Source organism: Furfurilactobacillus milii (assembly GCF_009864005.1).
Classification (GTDB): Bacteria; Bacillota; Bacilli; order Lactobacillales; family Lactobacillaceae; genus Furfurilactobacillus; species Furfurilactobacillus rossiae_B.
Genome location: NZ_WEZQ01000017.1, coordinates 46,174 through 62,892, shown reverse-complemented (window position 1 = coordinate 62,892; position 16,719 = coordinate 46,174). Strand labels below are relative to the sequence as shown.

21 protein-coding genes are annotated in these 16,719 nt (G+C 42.3%); 13 read left to right on the top strand and 8 right to left on the bottom strand.

The genetic code is table 11. The annotated features are described in order from the left end of the window. Nucleotides 1-241: 241 nt before the first annotated feature. Complete coding sequence (locus GB993_RS08975; protein ID WP_161004012.1) at nucleotides 242-865, bottom strand: sugar O-acetyltransferase; 624 nt, start codon at nucleotides 863-865, stop codon at nucleotides 242-244. Nucleotides 866-1,023: 158 nt separating this feature from the next. Here GB993_RS08975 and GB993_RS08970 point away from each other — a divergent pair, with 158 nt between their 5' ends. Beyond that, nucleotides 1,024-1,371 carry an ArsR/SmtB family transcription factor gene (locus tag GB993_RS08970; RefSeq protein ID WP_161004011.1) on the top strand — a complete coding sequence of 116 codons (348 nt, stop codon included), beginning with the start codon at nucleotides 1,024-1,026 and terminating at the stop codon, nucleotides 1,369-1,371. Beyond that, nucleotides 1,364-2,392, top strand: a complete 1,029-nt coding sequence (locus GB993_RS08965; protein ID WP_161004010.1) for an NADP-dependent oxidoreductase — start codon at nucleotides 1,364-1,366, stop codon at nucleotides 2,390-2,392. The genes GB993_RS08970 and GB993_RS08965 overlap by 8 nt, the downstream gene beginning before the upstream one ends. 77 nt (nucleotides 2,393-2,469) lie before the next feature. On the opposite strand, the gene GB993_RS08960 is transcribed toward GB993_RS08965, so the two are convergent. Next, on the bottom strand, nucleotides 2,470-2,871 hold the full coding sequence (locus GB993_RS08960; RefSeq protein ID WP_161004009.1) for a MerR family transcriptional regulator: 402 nt from the start codon (nucleotides 2,869-2,871) through the stop codon (nucleotides 2,470-2,472). Between the two features lie 134 nt (nucleotides 2,872-3,005). Between GB993_RS08960 and GB993_RS08955 the strand changes: the two genes are divergently transcribed. Continuing rightward, a complete protein-coding gene (locus tag GB993_RS08955; protein ID WP_161004008.1) occupies nucleotides 3,006-3,770 on the top strand; it encodes an SDR family NAD(P)-dependent oxidoreductase in 765 nt (254 codons plus the stop codon). A gap of 93 nt (nucleotides 3,771-3,863) precedes the next feature. On the opposite strand, the gene GB993_RS08950 is transcribed toward GB993_RS08955, so the two are convergent. Then, a complete protein-coding gene (locus GB993_RS08950; protein WP_161004007.1) occupies nucleotides 3,864-4,634 on the bottom strand; it encodes an SDR family oxidoreductase in 771 nt (256 codons plus the stop codon). Nucleotides 4,635-4,775: 141 nt separating this feature from the next. Here GB993_RS08950 and GB993_RS08945 point away from each other — a divergent pair, with 141 nt between their 5' ends. Both GB993_RS08945 and GB993_RS08940 read left to right on the top strand, forming a co-directional pair. Beyond that, nucleotides 4,776-5,315, top strand: a complete 540-nt coding sequence (locus GB993_RS08945; RefSeq protein WP_161004006.1) for a TetR/AcrR family transcriptional regulator — start codon at nucleotides 4,776-4,778, stop codon at nucleotides 5,313-5,315. Between the two features lie 40 nt (nucleotides 5,316-5,355). Beyond that, complete coding sequence (locus GB993_RS08940) at nucleotides 5,356-5,772, top strand: nucleoside 2-deoxyribosyltransferase (protein WP_161004005.1); 417 nt, start codon at nucleotides 5,356-5,358, stop codon at nucleotides 5,770-5,772. A 566-nt stretch (nucleotides 5,773-6,338) separates the two neighbouring features. On the opposite strand, the gene GB993_RS08935 is transcribed toward GB993_RS08940, so the two are convergent. Next, the gene (locus GB993_RS08935; protein WP_161004004.1) at nucleotides 6,339-7,379 is read right to left on the bottom strand and encodes a zinc-dependent alcohol dehydrogenase family protein; all 1,041 of its coding nucleotides are present in this window, start codon (nucleotides 7,377-7,379) and stop codon (nucleotides 6,339-6,341) included. 211 nt (nucleotides 7,380-7,590) lie between these two features. On the opposite strand from GB993_RS08935, the gene GB993_RS08930 reads away from it, so the two are divergent. Next, nucleotides 7,591-8,454: a hypothetical protein gene (locus tag GB993_RS08930; RefSeq protein ID WP_161004003.1), complete on the top strand. Its 864-nt coding sequence runs from the start codon at nucleotides 7,591-7,593 to the stop codon at nucleotides 8,452-8,454. A 71-nt stretch (nucleotides 8,455-8,525) separates the two neighbouring features. Here the strand turns inward: GB993_RS08930 and GB993_RS08925 are convergent, their stop codons facing one another. Next, the gene (locus tag GB993_RS08925; protein WP_161004002.1) at nucleotides 8,526-9,476 is read right to left on the bottom strand and encodes an amidohydrolase family protein; all 951 of its coding nucleotides are present in this window, start codon (nucleotides 9,474-9,476) and stop codon (nucleotides 8,526-8,528) included. 172 nt (nucleotides 9,477-9,648) lie between these two features. Here GB993_RS08925 and GB993_RS08920 point away from each other — a divergent pair, with 172 nt between their 5' ends. The 6 genes from GB993_RS08920 to GB993_RS08895 all read left to right on the top strand — a co-directional run bounded on the left by GB993_RS08920 (nucleotide 9,649) and on the right by GB993_RS08895 (nucleotide 12,369). After that, nucleotides 9,649-10,152: a GNAT family N-acetyltransferase gene (locus GB993_RS08920; RefSeq protein ID WP_161004001.1), complete on the top strand. Its 504-nt coding sequence runs from the start codon at nucleotides 9,649-9,651 to the stop codon at nucleotides 10,150-10,152. 128 nt (nucleotides 10,153-10,280) lie between these two features. Continuing rightward, nucleotides 10,281-10,838: an alkaline shock response membrane anchor protein AmaP gene (gene amaP / locus GB993_RS08915; RefSeq protein ID WP_161004000.1), complete on the top strand. Its 558-nt coding sequence runs from the start codon at nucleotides 10,281-10,283 to the stop codon at nucleotides 10,836-10,838. Between the two features lie 17 nt (nucleotides 10,839-10,855). Then, nucleotides 10,856-11,041 carry a DUF2273 domain-containing protein gene (locus tag GB993_RS08910; RefSeq protein WP_017260381.1) on the top strand — a complete coding sequence of 62 codons (186 nt, stop codon included), beginning with the start codon at nucleotides 10,856-10,858 and terminating at the stop codon, nucleotides 11,039-11,041. A gap of 33 nt (nucleotides 11,042-11,074) precedes the next feature. Next, nucleotides 11,075-11,509 carry an Asp23/Gls24 family envelope stress response protein gene (locus GB993_RS08905; RefSeq protein WP_017260380.1) on the top strand — a complete coding sequence of 145 codons (435 nt, stop codon included), beginning with the start codon at nucleotides 11,075-11,077 and terminating at the stop codon, nucleotides 11,507-11,509. Nucleotides 11,510-11,561: 52 nt separating this feature from the next. After that, nucleotides 11,562-11,951, top strand: a complete 390-nt coding sequence (locus GB993_RS08900) for an Asp23/Gls24 family envelope stress response protein (protein ID WP_017260379.1) — start codon at nucleotides 11,562-11,564, stop codon at nucleotides 11,949-11,951. 160 nt (nucleotides 11,952-12,111) lie between these two features. Continuing rightward, nucleotides 12,112-12,369, top strand: a complete 258-nt coding sequence (locus tag GB993_RS08895) for a CsbD family protein (RefSeq protein ID WP_161003999.1) — start codon at nucleotides 12,112-12,114, stop codon at nucleotides 12,367-12,369. An 80-nt stretch (nucleotides 12,370-12,449) separates the two neighbouring features. On the opposite strand, the gene yeiL is transcribed toward GB993_RS08895, so the two are convergent. After that, complete coding sequence (yeiL, locus tag GB993_RS08890; RefSeq protein WP_161003998.1) at nucleotides 12,450-13,133, bottom strand: transcriptional regulator YeiL; 684 nt, start codon at nucleotides 13,131-13,133, stop codon at nucleotides 12,450-12,452. Between the two features lie 130 nt (nucleotides 13,134-13,263). Between yeiL and rihB the strand changes: the two genes are divergently transcribed. Beyond that, nucleotides 13,264-14,196: a ribosylpyrimidine nucleosidase gene (gene rihB / locus GB993_RS08885; RefSeq protein ID WP_161003997.1), complete on the top strand. Its 933-nt coding sequence runs from the start codon at nucleotides 13,264-13,266 to the stop codon at nucleotides 14,194-14,196. Between the two features lie 89 nt (nucleotides 14,197-14,285). On the opposite strand, the gene GB993_RS08880 is transcribed toward rihB, so the two are convergent. After that, nucleotides 14,286-15,839: a hypothetical protein gene (locus GB993_RS08880; RefSeq protein WP_161003996.1), complete on the bottom strand. Its 1,554-nt coding sequence runs from the start codon at nucleotides 15,837-15,839 to the stop codon at nucleotides 14,286-14,288. Continuing rightward, complete coding sequence (locus GB993_RS08875) at nucleotides 15,832-16,506, bottom strand: hypothetical protein (protein ID WP_161003995.1); 675 nt, start codon at nucleotides 16,504-16,506, stop codon at nucleotides 15,832-15,834. The genes GB993_RS08880 and GB993_RS08875 overlap by 8 nt, the downstream gene beginning before the upstream one ends. Nucleotides 16,507-16,719 lie beyond the last annotated feature (213 nt).

The window sequence follows — 16,719 nt, the reverse complement described above, 5'->3', positions numbered from 1 at the left end:
CATTCGAATTAACAACGCCTTCACGGTTCGGTATCAATGTTGACGCCCTCTAACTGATACTGTGGTAGGTTTCAAATCAGCATAAACTTGGTCTCTATGGAATGGAATTTCCGGCCAGTGGCAGGCCAGAAGTTTTACTCGAATTTAAACCGACACAGGATAACCAGTCGAACGATATTAAAAAGTAGACCACATCAATCACTCCTCCAAGTCAGAGAGTGTGACAATGTGGTCTACTTTTTTATTGCATGTCTGATAAGTGTTGACTGTCCATTCGCCGATCTTTGAAATAGTATTCGCGGTCATGATCGTTGATTTCACGCATTACGCGACAGGGATTACCAACCGCGACAACGTTACTAGGTATATCTTTGGTAACGACGCTGCCGGCACCAATAACCGTATTATCACCAATAGTGACACCAGGAACAACAACCGCGCCAGCGCCGAACCAACAATTTTCACCAATGTGAACCGACATGTTGTATTGATAGCCTTTTGCTCGCAAAGATGGCAATATCGGGTGACCAGCGCTAGCAATTGTCACGTTTGGACCAAACAGTGTGTGGCTACCGACGTAAATGTGGGTGTCGTCCACCAAGGTTAAATTAAAGTTGGCATATACGCGATCGCCGAAATGGACATGATGACCGCCAAAATTTGCGTGAAATGGTGGTTCAATGTAACAACCATCGCCCACCTCAGCCAGCATTTGTTTGAGTAAGGCATTACGCTTATCTTGTTCACTAGGGCGTGTTTCATTGTAGTCATAGAGTAATTCCATGGCCTGTTGCTGAATCGCTAGAATTTCTGGGTTATCAGGCAAGTATAAGTCACCATTGTGCATTTCTTTAGGTTCAGTCATGATTGGGAATCCTTTCTGTTGTTTATTTATTCATAGTTTAACAGATTTCATTCGTCTCGATTTTCTTTCTCAATGTTGTCGCGAATATCAAAACAGGATACACTACGTTCATTCAATTGGTTCATTTGTTTAAACCATTCAACAAAGCGGAGGTTAATATGGCAAATCAAATTTCAACAGAACATTTATCGATTGCCCGTCAAAATTTTGCCGAGTGCCAGACGATGTTTGTTGCGCTGGGAGATGAATCCCGCCAGCAAATCATCATGGCATTGATTGGCACAACTTGTGAGACAGGATTGAGGGTTGGTGAAATTACGAAAGCTGTTAACTTGTCGCGTCCCGCCGTTTCACATCATCTCAAGGTATTGCGAGATGCTGGGCTGATTAATCAACGTAAAGATGGCACGATGAATTTTTATTCAGTTGATATTCGCTCCAACTTTTCTAAATTAACGAATTTAATCAAGATAATTGAAAAATTACAGGAGGAAACACATGGCTAAGAAGATGCAAGCAGTTTTGGTTGCTAAAAAGGGGGCTGCACCAGAGCTGACGGAGACAACAATACCAACGATAGGTGTTCACGATTTATTGGTTAATGTTCGAGCTGCCAGTTATAACCCGGTAGATAACCGTGTTCGCAAGGGTAACGTCAATATTGTTATGAAGAAGAAGCCAGGCTTTCCGTTTGTGATGGGCTACGATTTCGCGGGCACTGTTGTGCAGGTTGGCAGTGACGTGACGAAATTTAATGTGGGCGACAATGTATACGGCAGAACGCGAAATGATCGTCCTGGCTCGTTCGCCAACTTTATGACGGTTGATGAGGCGGATGTTGCAGTTAAACCGCAGTCAGTATCAATTAGTGAAGCCGCTGCACTGCCATTGGTCGGGTTGACTGCATACGAGGCATTACGTGAGCGGATGAAGCTAACAGCAGGTCAAAAAATATTGATTCTAGCTGGTGCTGGCGGTGTCGGCACGATTGCTATTCAAATGGCGAAACAGATGGGCGCTTATGTGGCCACCACTGCCAGCAAGAAGGGTTACGATCTGGTCAAACGGCTTGGTGCGGATGAGATTATCGATTATCATGCCACTGATTTTTCGGATGTGCTGCACGACTACGATGCCGTGTTGGATACGCAGGGTGGGGATGACTTGGTAAAAGCGTTTCAAATTGTCAAACCTAGTGGGACGGTTGTTTCATTGGCAGGCATGCCAGATGCTAAGTTTGCCAACGCACAGCAATTGGGCTGGTTTAAAGCGCGGTTGTTTGGTCTGGCTGCGCACAAAATCACTAAGTTGGCTGCACAAAGACACGTGAACTATCATTTCCTTTTTATGGATGCCAACGGCGATCAGGTTACCAGTTTAACGAAACTTGTTGAAACGGCCGCTCTTAAACCAATCATTGATCGTAAATTCAATTTCGACGACGCGATTGGGGCAATCAATTACGCCATGTCGGGACATGCTAAAGGCAAAGTGATCATGGAAATGCCGGCAGTATCGCTGAACTAGCTTTATCATTGAGTAAAAAACCACAGCAGCAAAGTTTGTCATCAGGGTTATTGACGCAAACTTTGTCACTGTGGGTTTTAATGTGTAGAAACTGATTTTTTCGCCGATGTTAACATTGCACGTTCATGTTCGAAGCGGGTCACTTTATGGTCGAGGTAAACTTGTTGTTGCTGAAGCTGAGCAATTTTAGCATCTGTGTCGGTCTTAAGGCGCTTAAGCAATGTAATTCCTTCATCATAGGCGTCAGTGGCTTGATTAGCGGAATTTAACAGTGTGTGCAAATGCTTAATTTCTTCGATAGTCGCGCCTAACTGTCGCAGGTGAACGATTTTATCAAGTTCGTCAACATCATGATCTGAGTATTCGCGTTGGCCGTTTGCATTACGTTGAATGTTTTTGAGTAATCCCTGTTTTTCATAAAAGCGAAGGGTATCGTACGTGATATTGAACTGGTCGGCTACGTCTCGAATTGATTGCATAAAATTTCTCCTAAAAAAGTTTGCTAAATGTCTTGCGCTAGTCTAACACCAGCGGAGTAGGATAACAATTGTTCAGTTATGAAACGAACTGATAAGAAAATAATTGCTGTTTATAAATTCTGGAGGACTTTAAAATGACACAGACAAATAACGAGATATTAACTTTGGTAACTGGTGGTAACCGTGGCATGGGGCTTGAAATTGTTCGTGAATTAGCCGCAAAAGGTCAGCACGTTATCTTAGGTTCACGTAATTTAGTCAAAGGTCAGCAGGCGGCTGATCAGTTGGCAACGGAAGGATATTCTGTGGATGTCGTTGAACTTGATGTAACAAATCCGGATTCAGTTACTCAGGCTGCCAAACAGCTGACCGATAAGTTTGGCTATTTATCGGAACTTATCAACAATGCTGGTGCCGTATTTGACTTTGGACAAAATCCATCCGATGTTTCAACAGAGTTGTTGAAAAGAGACTTTGATATCAACTATTTTGGAATGATTGATGTGACTCAGAAAATGTTGCCACTGTTAAAGCAGGCGCAACAAGCAAAAATCATCAACGTTTCCAGTATGATGGGATCTAAGAGTGAAGCACTAAATCCTGCTTCTGGCGTGTACAAGGCGGTTGCTGTTGGTTATCAATCTGCTAAGGCGGCAGCGAACATGTTCACGGTTCAATTGGCAAAAGAAATGCAACGCGACCAATTGAACATTACGGTAAACGCTATTGATCCAGGAATGGTTGCCACTGAGTTTGGCGGCGCAACGCCAGAACAGGCCAAGGCTATGGGCGCCCAACCGATTACCCATGGTGTAGCCCGTACAATTGAATTAGCAACTGATTGGAACAATAAAGACAATGCAACATTTTCTAACACTGAGGGACCAGTTGCTTGGTAAACTTGCAAACTAAAAAAATTTAAAATAAAGGGATGTGACTATTTTTCTCAAAGTCACATCCCTTTATTTAGATTATTGTGCCTACCCAATTGTTTATCTAGCGGTCCAGCCACCATCTGCCTTAACAACGTCACCGTTAACAAATGAAGATTCATCACTAGCTAAAAATAGCGCAACGTTGGCAATTTGTTCAGGTTGCCCCATTGGTGCCTCATTCGCACCGCTTGCAGCAATTGCCCGACCGCCAAGTGGATCTGGATCTGTGAGTGAACTACCGATATTTGTTGCCACACCACCGGGAGCAATGGCATTAGCGCGAATGTTGCCAAACGTGCCATAGGTAGCGGCAATATTTTCGGTAACGCCAATTAAACCGTGCTTAGAGGCCGTGTAAGCGGCACCACCACGAGCTCCAAATAATCCGCCGATAGATGCATTATTTATAATTACGCCGCCATCAGGTTGGTCTTTCATAACTGTGATAGCCTCGCGGCATGCTTGAAATGGACCTGTAAGATTAACTGCTAATACTTGGTTCCAAAGGGTGTCAGTGGTAGTTTCAACGGTTTTAAAGTTATCCATGATACCTGCATTATTAACAAGAATATCTAACTTGCCAAACTTATCGACAGCAGCTTGAATCATTTTTTTGACATCAGTTGGATTTGTCATATCAGTGACAATACTTTCGGCAATATTATCATTCGAAATGATTTCGTCTTTTGTTTGATTTAATGTTTCCGATTGGCGGTCTGCCACCAGAACTTTGGCGCCTTCATTGGCAAAAGCGATTGAAATTGCCTTGCCCATTCCTGAACCTGCTCCGGTTACAATAGCGACTTTATTTGCTAAACGTTTCCTCATTTTTTAGCCTCCGTTTAAACTTATTTGTTGCTGGTTTAATATTAGCATGGTGGTCAGAATAATTGCTCACCAATGAACATGAATTGTATAGTTAAGCAGGCATATTTATAAATATGTATGGCTAAATGAGGAGATAAAATTATGAACGAGCAGGACCTGCGGGTTCGAAAAACGAAGAGGGCTTTGGTAAATGCAATGATGAACATGTTAAGGCATCGTTCATTTACGAGTGTGACAATCAAAGGGTTGTGCGACGAAAGTCTGATTAACCGTGCGACTTTCTATAAACATTATCAAAATAAAGACGATTTACTATATGACATGCTGAACAGTTTAACGGTTGATAGTCATACAATTTCGGCGAGAGCATTGTTAACGAAACCCTTTACGACATCTCCAATGGTAATTACTGAGCCACTTGGTGAAATTATCACTAAGCAACAAACTGATTTGAAGTTTTACGGCGTTTATCGACAATTCTTTTATAATTATTATATGAATTTGTTTAAGTCCATACAGTTTAACCGTACCATTCCCAAACCTTTGATTGCCTATACACTTGTGAATAATATTTTTAGTTTTATGGCATGGCAAAAGGATTTTCAACTGCACAGTTCGGCTGACGAAATGGATCGGCTTTATAATGAAATGTTTAAAATGTCTGATATTTGTAAAGACTGACGGGTTTGATGATTGAATTGGCGATTAGGAGAACTAGAAAATGAAAATTTATTTTGCTGCATCGATTCGTGGTGGACGGGATGATGTTGAGGTTTACCGCCAGTTAATTGATCATCTAAATTTAAATAATCACGTGCTGACAGAGCACATTGGTGATTACAGCCTGTCCGTTGCAGGGCAGAACCAATTAGATGATGATTATATTCGCAATCGTGATATGAGTTGGCTGGCAGAATGTGATCTGGTAGTTGCGGAAACCTCCAATCCAAGTTTGGGCGTTGGCTATGAACTAGCGTCTGCAGAGCGCTTGTATAAACCAGTGATTATTTTGCATAATGCGAAGCGTAGCCAGTTATCTGCGATGATTGCTGGCACGCAGTACTTTAATCATATTTTCAACTATTCAAACATTGCCGAAGCATTTCGGATTCTAGATCGGGAGTTGCCGTTGATTTAAGCGGCGATGGAAGACGCCTACGGTTGTCAACATTGACACGCTCGCCGTGGGACCGGTTCAAGTCCGAAGCTCACGGTCTTTCACCTCGCCGCAAAGCCTCGTAACCCCCGTCGAGTCTATGCGACCGTCCGTAACCTAAATTCGGATAAGCCATCAAATTAACGGTTACGATCACGGCTCGGTATCGATGTTGAGCCCTTCAGCTCATATAGTAGCCAATTTTAGGCAGATATCAGTCTTCATCAAAACATTGGTTGTAAACAGTTCACTAATTTGTGGTATGAGTGGAGCTGGCTGAAAAACATAGTTCCGTGTCGGCAACACTTGGCGGCAGGAACTGGGCCGCTTAGTGTTTCTGGATGACTTATGAGACGCGATTTTCGGCTCATAATCAAGGTGTGAAAACCGCGTTTTTTAGCGGGTTGAACCCGGTCCCATGGAACGGCGTTTTCAGTCAGCGTAACGGCATATTACTGAGCAAATTAGCTAACAAACACAAAAATCTCGTGCCAAACGGCAGTAATAGTCGTTGTACACGAGATTATTTTTATCATAAATTGCGATTACTAGTCAGTAACAACCAGTGACTTGATAGCCTCACGGTTAGCCATCGCTTTGTAGGCATCATCGATGTCATCCAGTTTGAATGACTTAGTGAAGACTTTGCCTGGGTGAATATCACCATCCAGCACAGCCTTTAGCAAGACACTCTTGTCGTAGGTCGTAACCGAAGCAGGACCACCTGCGATTGAGATGTTGTTGTAGAAGGAAGGTGCCATGTCCATTTTTGGTTCATGTGGCAAACCAACACGACCAACGATGGCACCTGGACGAGCAACTTGGGTTGCAGTTTCGTTGGATAATTCAGTGCCGACACATTCGAGCACCGCATCTGCACCATCATTGTTAGTGAGTTCCATGACTTTCTTAACAGCGTCGTCACCACGTTTTGCAACAATATCAGTGGCGCCGAATTCAGTAGCTAATTTTTGACGGTCTTCATGACGGCTCATCGCAATGATCCGTTTGGCACCGCGCATTCTAGCAGCAATGACACCACACAAACCAATGGCACCATCACCAACGACAACGACGGTACTACCAGCATGGACATTAGCGACTCGAGCAGCGTGATAACCAGTTGCCATAACATCAGCAAGCGTTAACAGTGAATCCAACATGGCTTCGCTGTAATCTTCTGGTTTACCAGGAATTTTAACCAATGCCCATTCGCCATGTGCAAATCGAATGTACTCGGCCTGGACACCAGAACTGAAATTGTCATCGTGGTCTTGGCAGTCACCATCAAAACCGGCACGACAAGCGGCACAGTGACCGCATCCGTGAGTGAATGGCGCGATAACAAAGTCACCAGGGACAACGGTGGTAATCGCACTACCAACCTCTTCAACGACACCGATTGCCTCATGGCCGGTGTTTTCTGAATTGGCAGCCTTGTCTTCTAAACCACGGTAAGCCCATAAATCGGATCCGCAAACACAAGTCCGAACAACTCGGATAATGACATCGTCTGATGCCTGAACTGTTGGTTTTTCAACGTCTTTAACTTCAACTTTGCCTGCTTTTACAAATACAGTAGATTTCATTATGTAGAACACTCCCTTCGAGATTATTTTAAGACTTTTACCGTTTGTTTGCGTACTTTACGGAATGAAAATTTAAATTTGTCATGTTGTTTGAAAAAAACGCATATAAGTGTTTAAGAAAGAATGAAATTGTGAAATGATATTGTAACCTAAGTAACGCTAGTGTAACATTTGAATTGTAGAAAGCGCATGAATTTGGGAGGTCAATGACATGACAATGAAAGGCTTTAAAATTGCATCGGTTGGTTTATTAACGGTTGTTGTGTTGGCTGGCTGCTCAGCGTCAGCAACGGCAAAGACAAATGCGTCGAGCGGTAGTGTACATACTACGTCACAAAAAGTCGTCAAAGGTAATGCGAGTCAGTCTCGTCAGAAGGCGAGTGCCTCAAACGATACTACAGAAGTGAATAGCAGTGTTAAGACTGTTGCGGACAGCTCGGTAGAAAATGCGCAGCCATCGACTCAAACGGTCAATACTGCTTCAAGCAGCACTGTTAGCTCACAGCCATCAACCGGTACAACAACGACTGCCAGCTCATTGGCTCCCACAATTCAGTCGTCAAGCGTTAGTGAATCCACGAAGGGCTCGACACCGGTTACACAATCTGTGGCGACCAAGACTGCAAGTGCAACAACTGGTCAGTCTTCTGTAGCGCAACAATCTTCAGCCAACAGTAACTCGCAGGCCACTCAACAAGCCGCAGCCACTGCTAGTTCACAGGTGCCACAGCAATCATCAACTGCTCAAACGGCAGCGGCCATCCTATTGGCAAGCGGTCAGGATCGTAATGTGGCAGACATGAGCCAGTTATCCATTGTTAACGCAGATCCTAAGTGGGGCAACATAACGCCTGGTGATGATGGGCAAGTTCACGTGCTTAACACCAATAACGGTGTCTCCAACGTAGGCTATACCATAACTGGTGATACAGTTAAAATGTATACGATGCCGTCTGCAGTGAGTGGCGCTGATTGGGTTAATCAGTCAACGGGTTCATTTAGTTTGCAGCAAGCTGTCAATCAGTCTCAAACGAACCCAGCAGCCTCATCAATTGCGCAGAAATTTGCAAAGTAATAAATAATGATAAAAATGGCTGGCTAGAAAAAATCTAGCCAGTCATTTAATTTCTCAATGAATAAAATCTTTTAAACTAAATCAAACAACTTAAGCGCATTCTGAAAGTAGAGTTGCTGGCGCTGAGTGTCTGTTAACCAGTGCGTGTGGGCCAAAGCGCTGTTAAGTCCGAGGACAACAGGTTTGGGTGTGTATGGATAATCGGAAGCATACAAGAGTTGGTCTGGTTTTACAATCTGTAGTAGCGCTGGCAGTAGGCTAGGTAGAACGCGGCCAGCAATATCAAAATAAACATGTTTCATAGCGGCGGTCACGTCAACCTCATCCGTTTGCAAACGGTGGTTTAACATCTTAGCGCCCAGTGTCCGTGGTGCTAGGACAGAAAGAGCAGCACCACCGTGTGGAATGATAAATTTGATATTGGGATACCGAATGAAAATTCGATTTTGCACTAAATTCAAGAAGGTGCGCGTTGTTTCAGCGAAGAAATCATAAATTGGGTGCGGAAATTTTTCATCAACGTGATAAGGTGTCTTCGGTGGGTCATTTGGATGAATCAATACGATTGCACTGGTATCATCCAACAACTGCATAACAGCATCAAAATGGGGATCACCAAGGTAGATGCCTTGTGCTGAGGTGGGTAATACGACACCAAGGGCCTGCTGATAAAACAGTGCGTTTTTGATGATCGCGATACTCTCGTTTACAAACGGCAAGGGAACGGTGGCAAAATAGCCTAGTTGGTTCAGGTGCTCTTGATGCAGTTGGCAGCCAAAGGCGTTGATCTCAGTCGCCAGCTTTGTGGTGGCACGCGCATCCTGATTGTATGAAATATGTGGCATGGAAACGGATAGGACAGAGTAGTCGATGTTCTCAAGTTTCATGAGCGCTAGCGTATTTTCAACCTGCCAATTGGGCTCGGCTACGTCACCAGCTAATCCACCGAATTGTTCTTGGCAGAATCTGGTATAGCCAGGAGTCAGGTAATGACTGTGGATGTCAATTTTTTGATAGGGCATAATGGGACTTCCTTTTGTAGATGAAGTTAACCTTAAAGTACCACCGATAAGGATGACTCACAATTGGCTCATTATGAGGATCCATTTAGATACGTGAAAACAGCGAAGCGAGGCCAAATCTGGCCGTATAACTATGGTAACTGTACATTGTCACAATTGATGGGGAACACAGATGAATGAAGAAAGTATTTGTAATTTATCAATAGTTACTACGAGGGGGATAATTCGTCCCTTTTCGGCGCGTGAAGTCGATGCCTTTTTGAGCTATCATAACAATCTTGACTGGATGCAGTATCAGGGATTTAAAGGGCTGAGTAAGGCGGAGGCCGTAGATGCACTATTATCAAATCCAACACTCACGCAGGGAAAACAATTTGCATTTGTACAACCTGAAACGGATCAGTTATTGGGTGATTTTTATCTGCAACGGGAAGGTCACACAATGTGGTTAGGCTATACGATCAATCCGCTATTTGCACGACATGGGTATGCATTTGAAGGCGCTAAGGCATTGATCGAGTTTTTGTCACAGCAGCACGTCAGGGTGATAAAGGCAGATGTTGATCCAAATAACCAAGCCTCGAGAAGGTTATTAAAAAAGCTAAGTTTCAAAAGAATCATGCAAAATGATGAAACGGTTATTTTTGAACGAAGGTTGACCGATTTTAATAATTAGAACGATTAGTAGTGAATTGTGAGGTAATTCCTTATGATTCACTACTTTTTTAGCGACAGACATATTTTTTGAAAGGTCACTTATGGATTGGATAATATGTACACAATAAAAGGAAAGGAGGTTAGGCAATGAGGGCGCCAACAAAATGGTTAGTTGGGCTGACGGGTTCCTTGACGCTAGTGATTGGATGTCTGTTAGTGGCCATGAATACAAACATCGGCTATGTCTCCGACTGGCTTGTTAGCATCATGAATCGCAACACAAAATTAGCCATGATTGGGTTGATTGTGGCTGGTGGCTTTATTGCGTTGGTCGGGTTAATTATTCTGTTGATTGGTTTATTTAAGCCACGAACAGTTGGTATGATCGAGTTCCATGGCTCTCGTGGCGTTGTGCAACTACCTGTCAATGCAATTGAGCAGGATTTGAAACTTCGAATTGAAGACGCCGTCGACGTAGGCCATCTTGAGGTAAATATTCGTGCACACGCCAAACAGCGGCGGGCAGACGTTAAAGTGCATGGCACCGCTTTAGCACAAGACACGCCCAGATATGATGATTTGGGCGAAGCAGTGTTGACAGTGGTCAATAAGTATCTTAAAGACAGTTTGCAATTTAAGTTGCGTAAACGTCAGGTGACAATTGAAGCATTTCGCAATCCTGACCAGAAGGCACGGGTGGTTTAGCGAAAGGAGGTGGTTTCATGAGTCGTCCGATGTTTGGCACAATCGTCGGGCTGGTGCTTGGTCTGGCGTGGGTACTGGCCGGCTTTTGGAGCATGATTTTGGTTGCGGTACTGGCTTTAGTTGGTACATTAATTGGTAAGTACAGTCGAGTAGTTGATCGACAAACAATCAAGCGTCGCATCAATCAATTTTTGTCTAGTTAAGTTAGGTCTGTTTTGTTATGGAGGGAATCGATAATGGAAAACACTAAACAAGCTGCACAATCACAGTTAAAGCACACATTAAGTTACGACGATGGCGTTATTGAAAAGATTGCCGGATTGGCCGCACGAAATGTTGATGGTGTCTTGTCACTAGATGGTGGCATGCTTAGCGGCATTACTGATCGCTTTCGAAACCAAGCGGATCCAACACAAGGAATAGATGCAGAGGTTGGCCAAAAACAAGTGGCTTTAGATATGCACGCCACCGTTGAGTATGGCAAAGATATCCGCCAATTATTTGAACAGGTTACTCAGCGCGTTGTTCGTGACATTCAAAGTTTTACCGGCTTGGATGTTGTAGAGTTGAATCTACACATCAATGATGTGATGAGCAAACGGGAATGGCAGGATCAAACAAAAGGTAAACCAAATTCATCACATTCAACAGAAACAAAAGAAGTTGAATAAGCAGTTTGAACATCACCTATGACATCACGTGCAACTAACGGAGGTTATAAAGATGGCTGAAGCGATGACGAAAAAGGAACTTGTTTTTGATAACGATGTGTTAGAAAAAATTGCAGGCAAGACTGCGCAAGAAGTCGATGGCGTCTTGGAATTAAAGGGTGGCCTATTCGACAATATTTCAAACCAGATGGGCGTTAATAAACCTGAACAAGGCGTTTCAGCTGATATTGATGAAGATAAAAAGACAGTCGAATTAGAGTTAGACGGCACACTTGAATATGGTAAGGATGCCAACGATATTTTCGATAAAATCACGCGTAAGATTACTGCTGCTGTTCGGTCGATGACCGGTTACACGGTGACATCAATTAAGTTGCACGTTAAAGATTTATTGACAGCTGAAGAGTGGCGCGACCAGACGAAAACGGATAAGAAAAAGTAACTAGTTAGCGCTGTTGAATCTGATTAGAATGGTAAAAATGCCTGTCACACTTCTACTTCAAGGAAAGCAGTGTCGACAGGCATATTTTTTGAATGCAATAGCAGGTTTAGCTAAGCTAATAATAGTAGGATACTTCAGACAACCTTTAAGGAGCGATTAGATGAAGAATTTGTTACTCGGTTTTAGTGTTGCAGCTAACATTGCTCTGGCTTACATGATCTTTCAGGATAAGGATCAGATGGAGGACATTAAGTCACGTTTTGATGCCTTAACTGATCAAGCAGAAGGCAAGGCTAAGCAAGTCAAAGGTGCCATCACTGGCGATACTGGTGACAAAGTGAGCGGCAATGTGGACGAAGGCAAGGGAAAGGTCAAAGAAGGCGTCTCCGATTTGAAGGATAAATTGACTAACGACTAAAGTTGCATTGACGGATCATCCCTCACACAGTAGATTACTAACCTATAAACATCAGAAAGTACCAACTAGCTGTTTTTCGGCTAGTTGGTACTTTCGTTTACGTCGTGGGCAAGCCTTGTTAAGGCATCTAAATTAGCGATTTTATAATGATGTTGCTGTTTGACAAGGTAGCCATTTTTCACGAATTGGGCAAGCACGTAGAGTAAGTGACGGTAGGAGATACCTAAATATTCAGCCACTTGAACGTGTTTCTCGCTGTAGAGACCATCGTGAGCGGTTAATAAAATAAATGATGCCAAACGTTGAGCAACGGGAAAGGCCGCGTTGTTGCCGGCAGTTTTAACGGTTCGGTAATTTTTATGAACGAAGTAAAGACAAATTTGACGCAGAAAAACTGGATCATCAAGTAGCCTTTCCTGCAATTGGCGGATAGGCAGGGCTAGACACCAGCAGTCGGTGATGGCCTGCATGCTGAAAGCCGTTTCTGGTCGCTGTTCGATAAGTTCCATTTCACCAATAAAACAGGGTGGTGTAAAGAAATCGATTAGTGAAACCTTGCCGTTTGCCAACACGTCATATAGTTTCGCTTTTCCTTTAACCAAATAAAATAAGTATGTTAACGGAGCGCCGGTTTTGACAATGAAATCATTCGACGCAATGTGGAAAAGCTTGGTGTCTTGTTGTGGATCAAACGAAAATTGTTCATCGTACCCTGAAGTGACGATGAAATTGTTAATAACATCCTGGTTATCGATTTCCTGCATGTTTTCACCTCAACTATGAGATTTCTCATACTTATAATAGCAACCGCTTACATATAATACAAATTGTAGCAGAGTGATGCCGAAGCTCGGGGGCACCCGAGTACCGCTGAAATTCGAGGAGGAAGTAAAAATGGCAGGACGTAAAATTATTCTTGATTGTGACCCAGGACACGATGATGCGATCGCATTATTCATGGCAGCTGCACATCCAGCAATTGACTTGTTGGGTGTGACGATTGTTGCGGGTAACCAGACATTGGCTAAAACCGTTCGTAATGGGTTAAATGTCGCGCAGTTATTGGACATTGACACAAAAATATATGCGGGGATGCCACAGCCAATGGTTCGTCAACAGGTGGTCGCTGGCAACATTCATGGTGAAACAGGTTTGGATGGTCCAACGTTTGGCCCACTACATCGGGAAGCCGAGAAGCAGAACGCAGTTGATTTTATTATTGATACCTTGATGGCTAGTGATGGCGACATCACGTTAGTCCCAACCGCACCACTGACTAACATTGCCGTTGCCATGCGTCGTGAACCACGCATTATCCCAAAGATTCAGGAAATCGTTCTGATGGGTGGTGCATATGGGACTGGAAACTTTACGCCATCTGCTGAATTCAATATTTTTGCTGATCCAGAAGCAGCCAAGGTTGTCTTTGGCGCTGGGGTGCCAATTACCATGATGGGACTAGACTTAACCGAACAAACGATTTGCACGCCTGACATCATCAAACGAATGGAAGATGTGGGCAATACTGCCGGTAAGTTGTTTAGCGACATGATGAACTTTACGTTGAAGACACAGTTTGAGGCATTTGGTTTGAAGGCTGGTCCTGTTCATGATGCCACTACCATCGGCTACTTGATTGAGCCAGATATTTTCAAGACAGAGTCCGTTTACGTCGATGTTGATATCGACCGTGGACCTTGTTATGGTCGGACTGTTTGTGACATGCACCATGTGATGAAAGAAGAGCCAAATACTAAGGTCGGCATTGCACTGGATCTAGATAAGTTCTGGGACTTAGTTGAAGAATGTGTTCGGATGTATAAGTAAATATGTAATAAGGTGCTGCCATTTGCAATTGTTAATCAACATGAAATGGGCAGCGCCCTTTTTACATAAAAATATTTAATTGGTGTCCGTTATTGTATAAAACCAACTTTATTTACGCCAATAACTCCGCGTCTTAAACGTCCAACCTCAATATTGGAAAAATTGAATGTCTCAAAATTGAATTTTTCGAATTGAAAATCATTAAAAGCAATATCATCGAATTTTAGGGTGTCTATTGCAAACCTTTCAAGGCCTAATTGCTTAACCATTTCGTCCGTTAATGTATAATCCTGTTCAACCAGGCCGAAAATTGTTTGTCCGGATTTTATTGAGTACGACAATGCTAAATTTTCTATACCTTGATACACAAAGCCACCAATAACACTTCCAATAACACTGCCAAGTGTCATGCCAATCGGGCCAAGGGTTGCTCCAAGGAGACTGCCAGATAGAGTAAATATAGTTGAAAAAAGTAATGAATTCACTTGGTCTTTAACCAAAGCTGTAGAAATTTTTCCACGTGCATATTGAATATATGTTTTGCAAGTTCCGTATACAAATACAACTAATGAAGAAATACCGACAGGAGTTAAATTCTTCATTGCTTCTGAAGCTAACTTTTCTCCAAAAACTTTGGATGCTGCATTGGTTGTCAAATATCCAGTAATTGTCGACTGTAAAAAAGCGTCGGTCGTATTAGCGATCGTCGGTCCAGTATTGCTTGAAAGATCAGTTAAGTCGATGTTTTCCTGGTTTGCTATCTGTTGAATAACCTTTAATAAAGTTGGTAATTCAGAAATAATTGCAGTTATGGCTGCAGATGCAGCACCAGTTTTCATAGCCTGTTTTAAAACATGTATTTGACCGTTAGATATGGTTGTTTTTAAACCAACACCGTAATCATCGGCGTCAAATTGTCCTTTTTTTGCGTCTGAAGCTATCTGCGTGGATTCGTCTTTAGATAAAGTTGATGATGAAACTCCATTACCTTCGATGTGGTCCGATAACCCATTTTTGACCTCTTTTGCATTAGACAAATTTTGATTTTGGTTGTTTTGACTATATTTTGTTATTTTCTTTGAGATAAATTTTTTTCCACTTTCAAGTTGGTCTGAAGGAATTATTCTCTGCATGTCATCATCATAAATCATGCTGTCCGGACTGGAGCCTGGTCTTTTGTTTTTATTAAACCAATCTGAAAATCCATCAAGAGTGCCATGCGCACTTTTGTAGTGCCCTTGATAAGTCGTGCGTTGCATATTGACACTTTTATTTGAATTTTTTCCATACTTTAGTTGATTAGAAATAATCCGGCCATTTTTTAAATGAACGTCAATATCAGAGGTGCCTAGGCCATTAACTCTGGGAGCATCTGCGTAAGTTGATTTTAGTTTTCCTTGTAAGGCCGATTGAATGTTAAAAGACCCGGACATAAAAGCTTCAGCTTCGTCTCCACCTAGTATATTGGCTCTCTTTTTAGAAGCTCCTAGTTTTAGAATGAAGTTTGTTGTATTGTCAATTTCCGACTGAATTGTGTCAACATACGATATACTCTGACTGCTACCAAATGTGGAAGAAGTTTCTGCAATCACTTTTTTTTGAAAATCTGAATTTTGGGACTCAGCAGTGTTGAATTTAGGCATTTGAAGCTTCCTTTTGCTTATCTAGAAGATGACGTATTTCTTCTGTGGTTTTATACGTGATTTGAGAATCAGTAGAGGCGCTCATAAAATCTTTGGCATAAAAATTTACAAATAGGTAAACTAAGGCAACATCAGCATCATCTATTAGATCTTTTTTCGTGACTTTGCCTATCAAAGTGCCTGTACTTGCGCCAAGTATGCCCCCTAAGGGACCAGCAAAACTAGCTCCTAATCCAATCGCGGCCGTTAGAACAGCTGCCGATTTACCCGTCTTTCCTAATGCCTTATGAAGGGAATTGTCATGTTCATTAAACGAGTGAATTGCTTTTAAAGACTCTTTCGGATACCAAGACTCAATTTCAGAAGCATTATTAATATTTACATTGTTCTGATCTACATCAATTATTGCATCGGGACCTTGTATTTTGATTGTCAAGCCAGACGCTTGAAAAACTGTGTTTAAAGCGTCTCTCATGTTTTTCTCTGGCTTTGAGTTTTCTAAATAAATAGTTCTTTGTGGAACAGCAGTTGCTGATGATTTTTGAAATTGTTCCTCGTTCCATATTAAGGACCTATAGCCCATTGAAATTAACTCAACACTTAATTTATTAGCTAATGGCATATTTGCCTTTTTTGTTATAATTAGTACATCTTTACTTTCGTTCATTACAGTTCCCCCTAGTGTTTTGACTATTTATAATATACATCATTTAAAAGAAAACGCTTTCTATTTTATCAATTTTGTTTCTTTTGAAATGATTTTAAGATTGAAGAAAATTCCTTATGAATAGCAGGCACAAGGTTTTGAATTGACTATGTCTGTGTGTCTCAACGACTATATTTTTACTCAGTTTCACAGCTTTTGGCATCAATCAAGCCT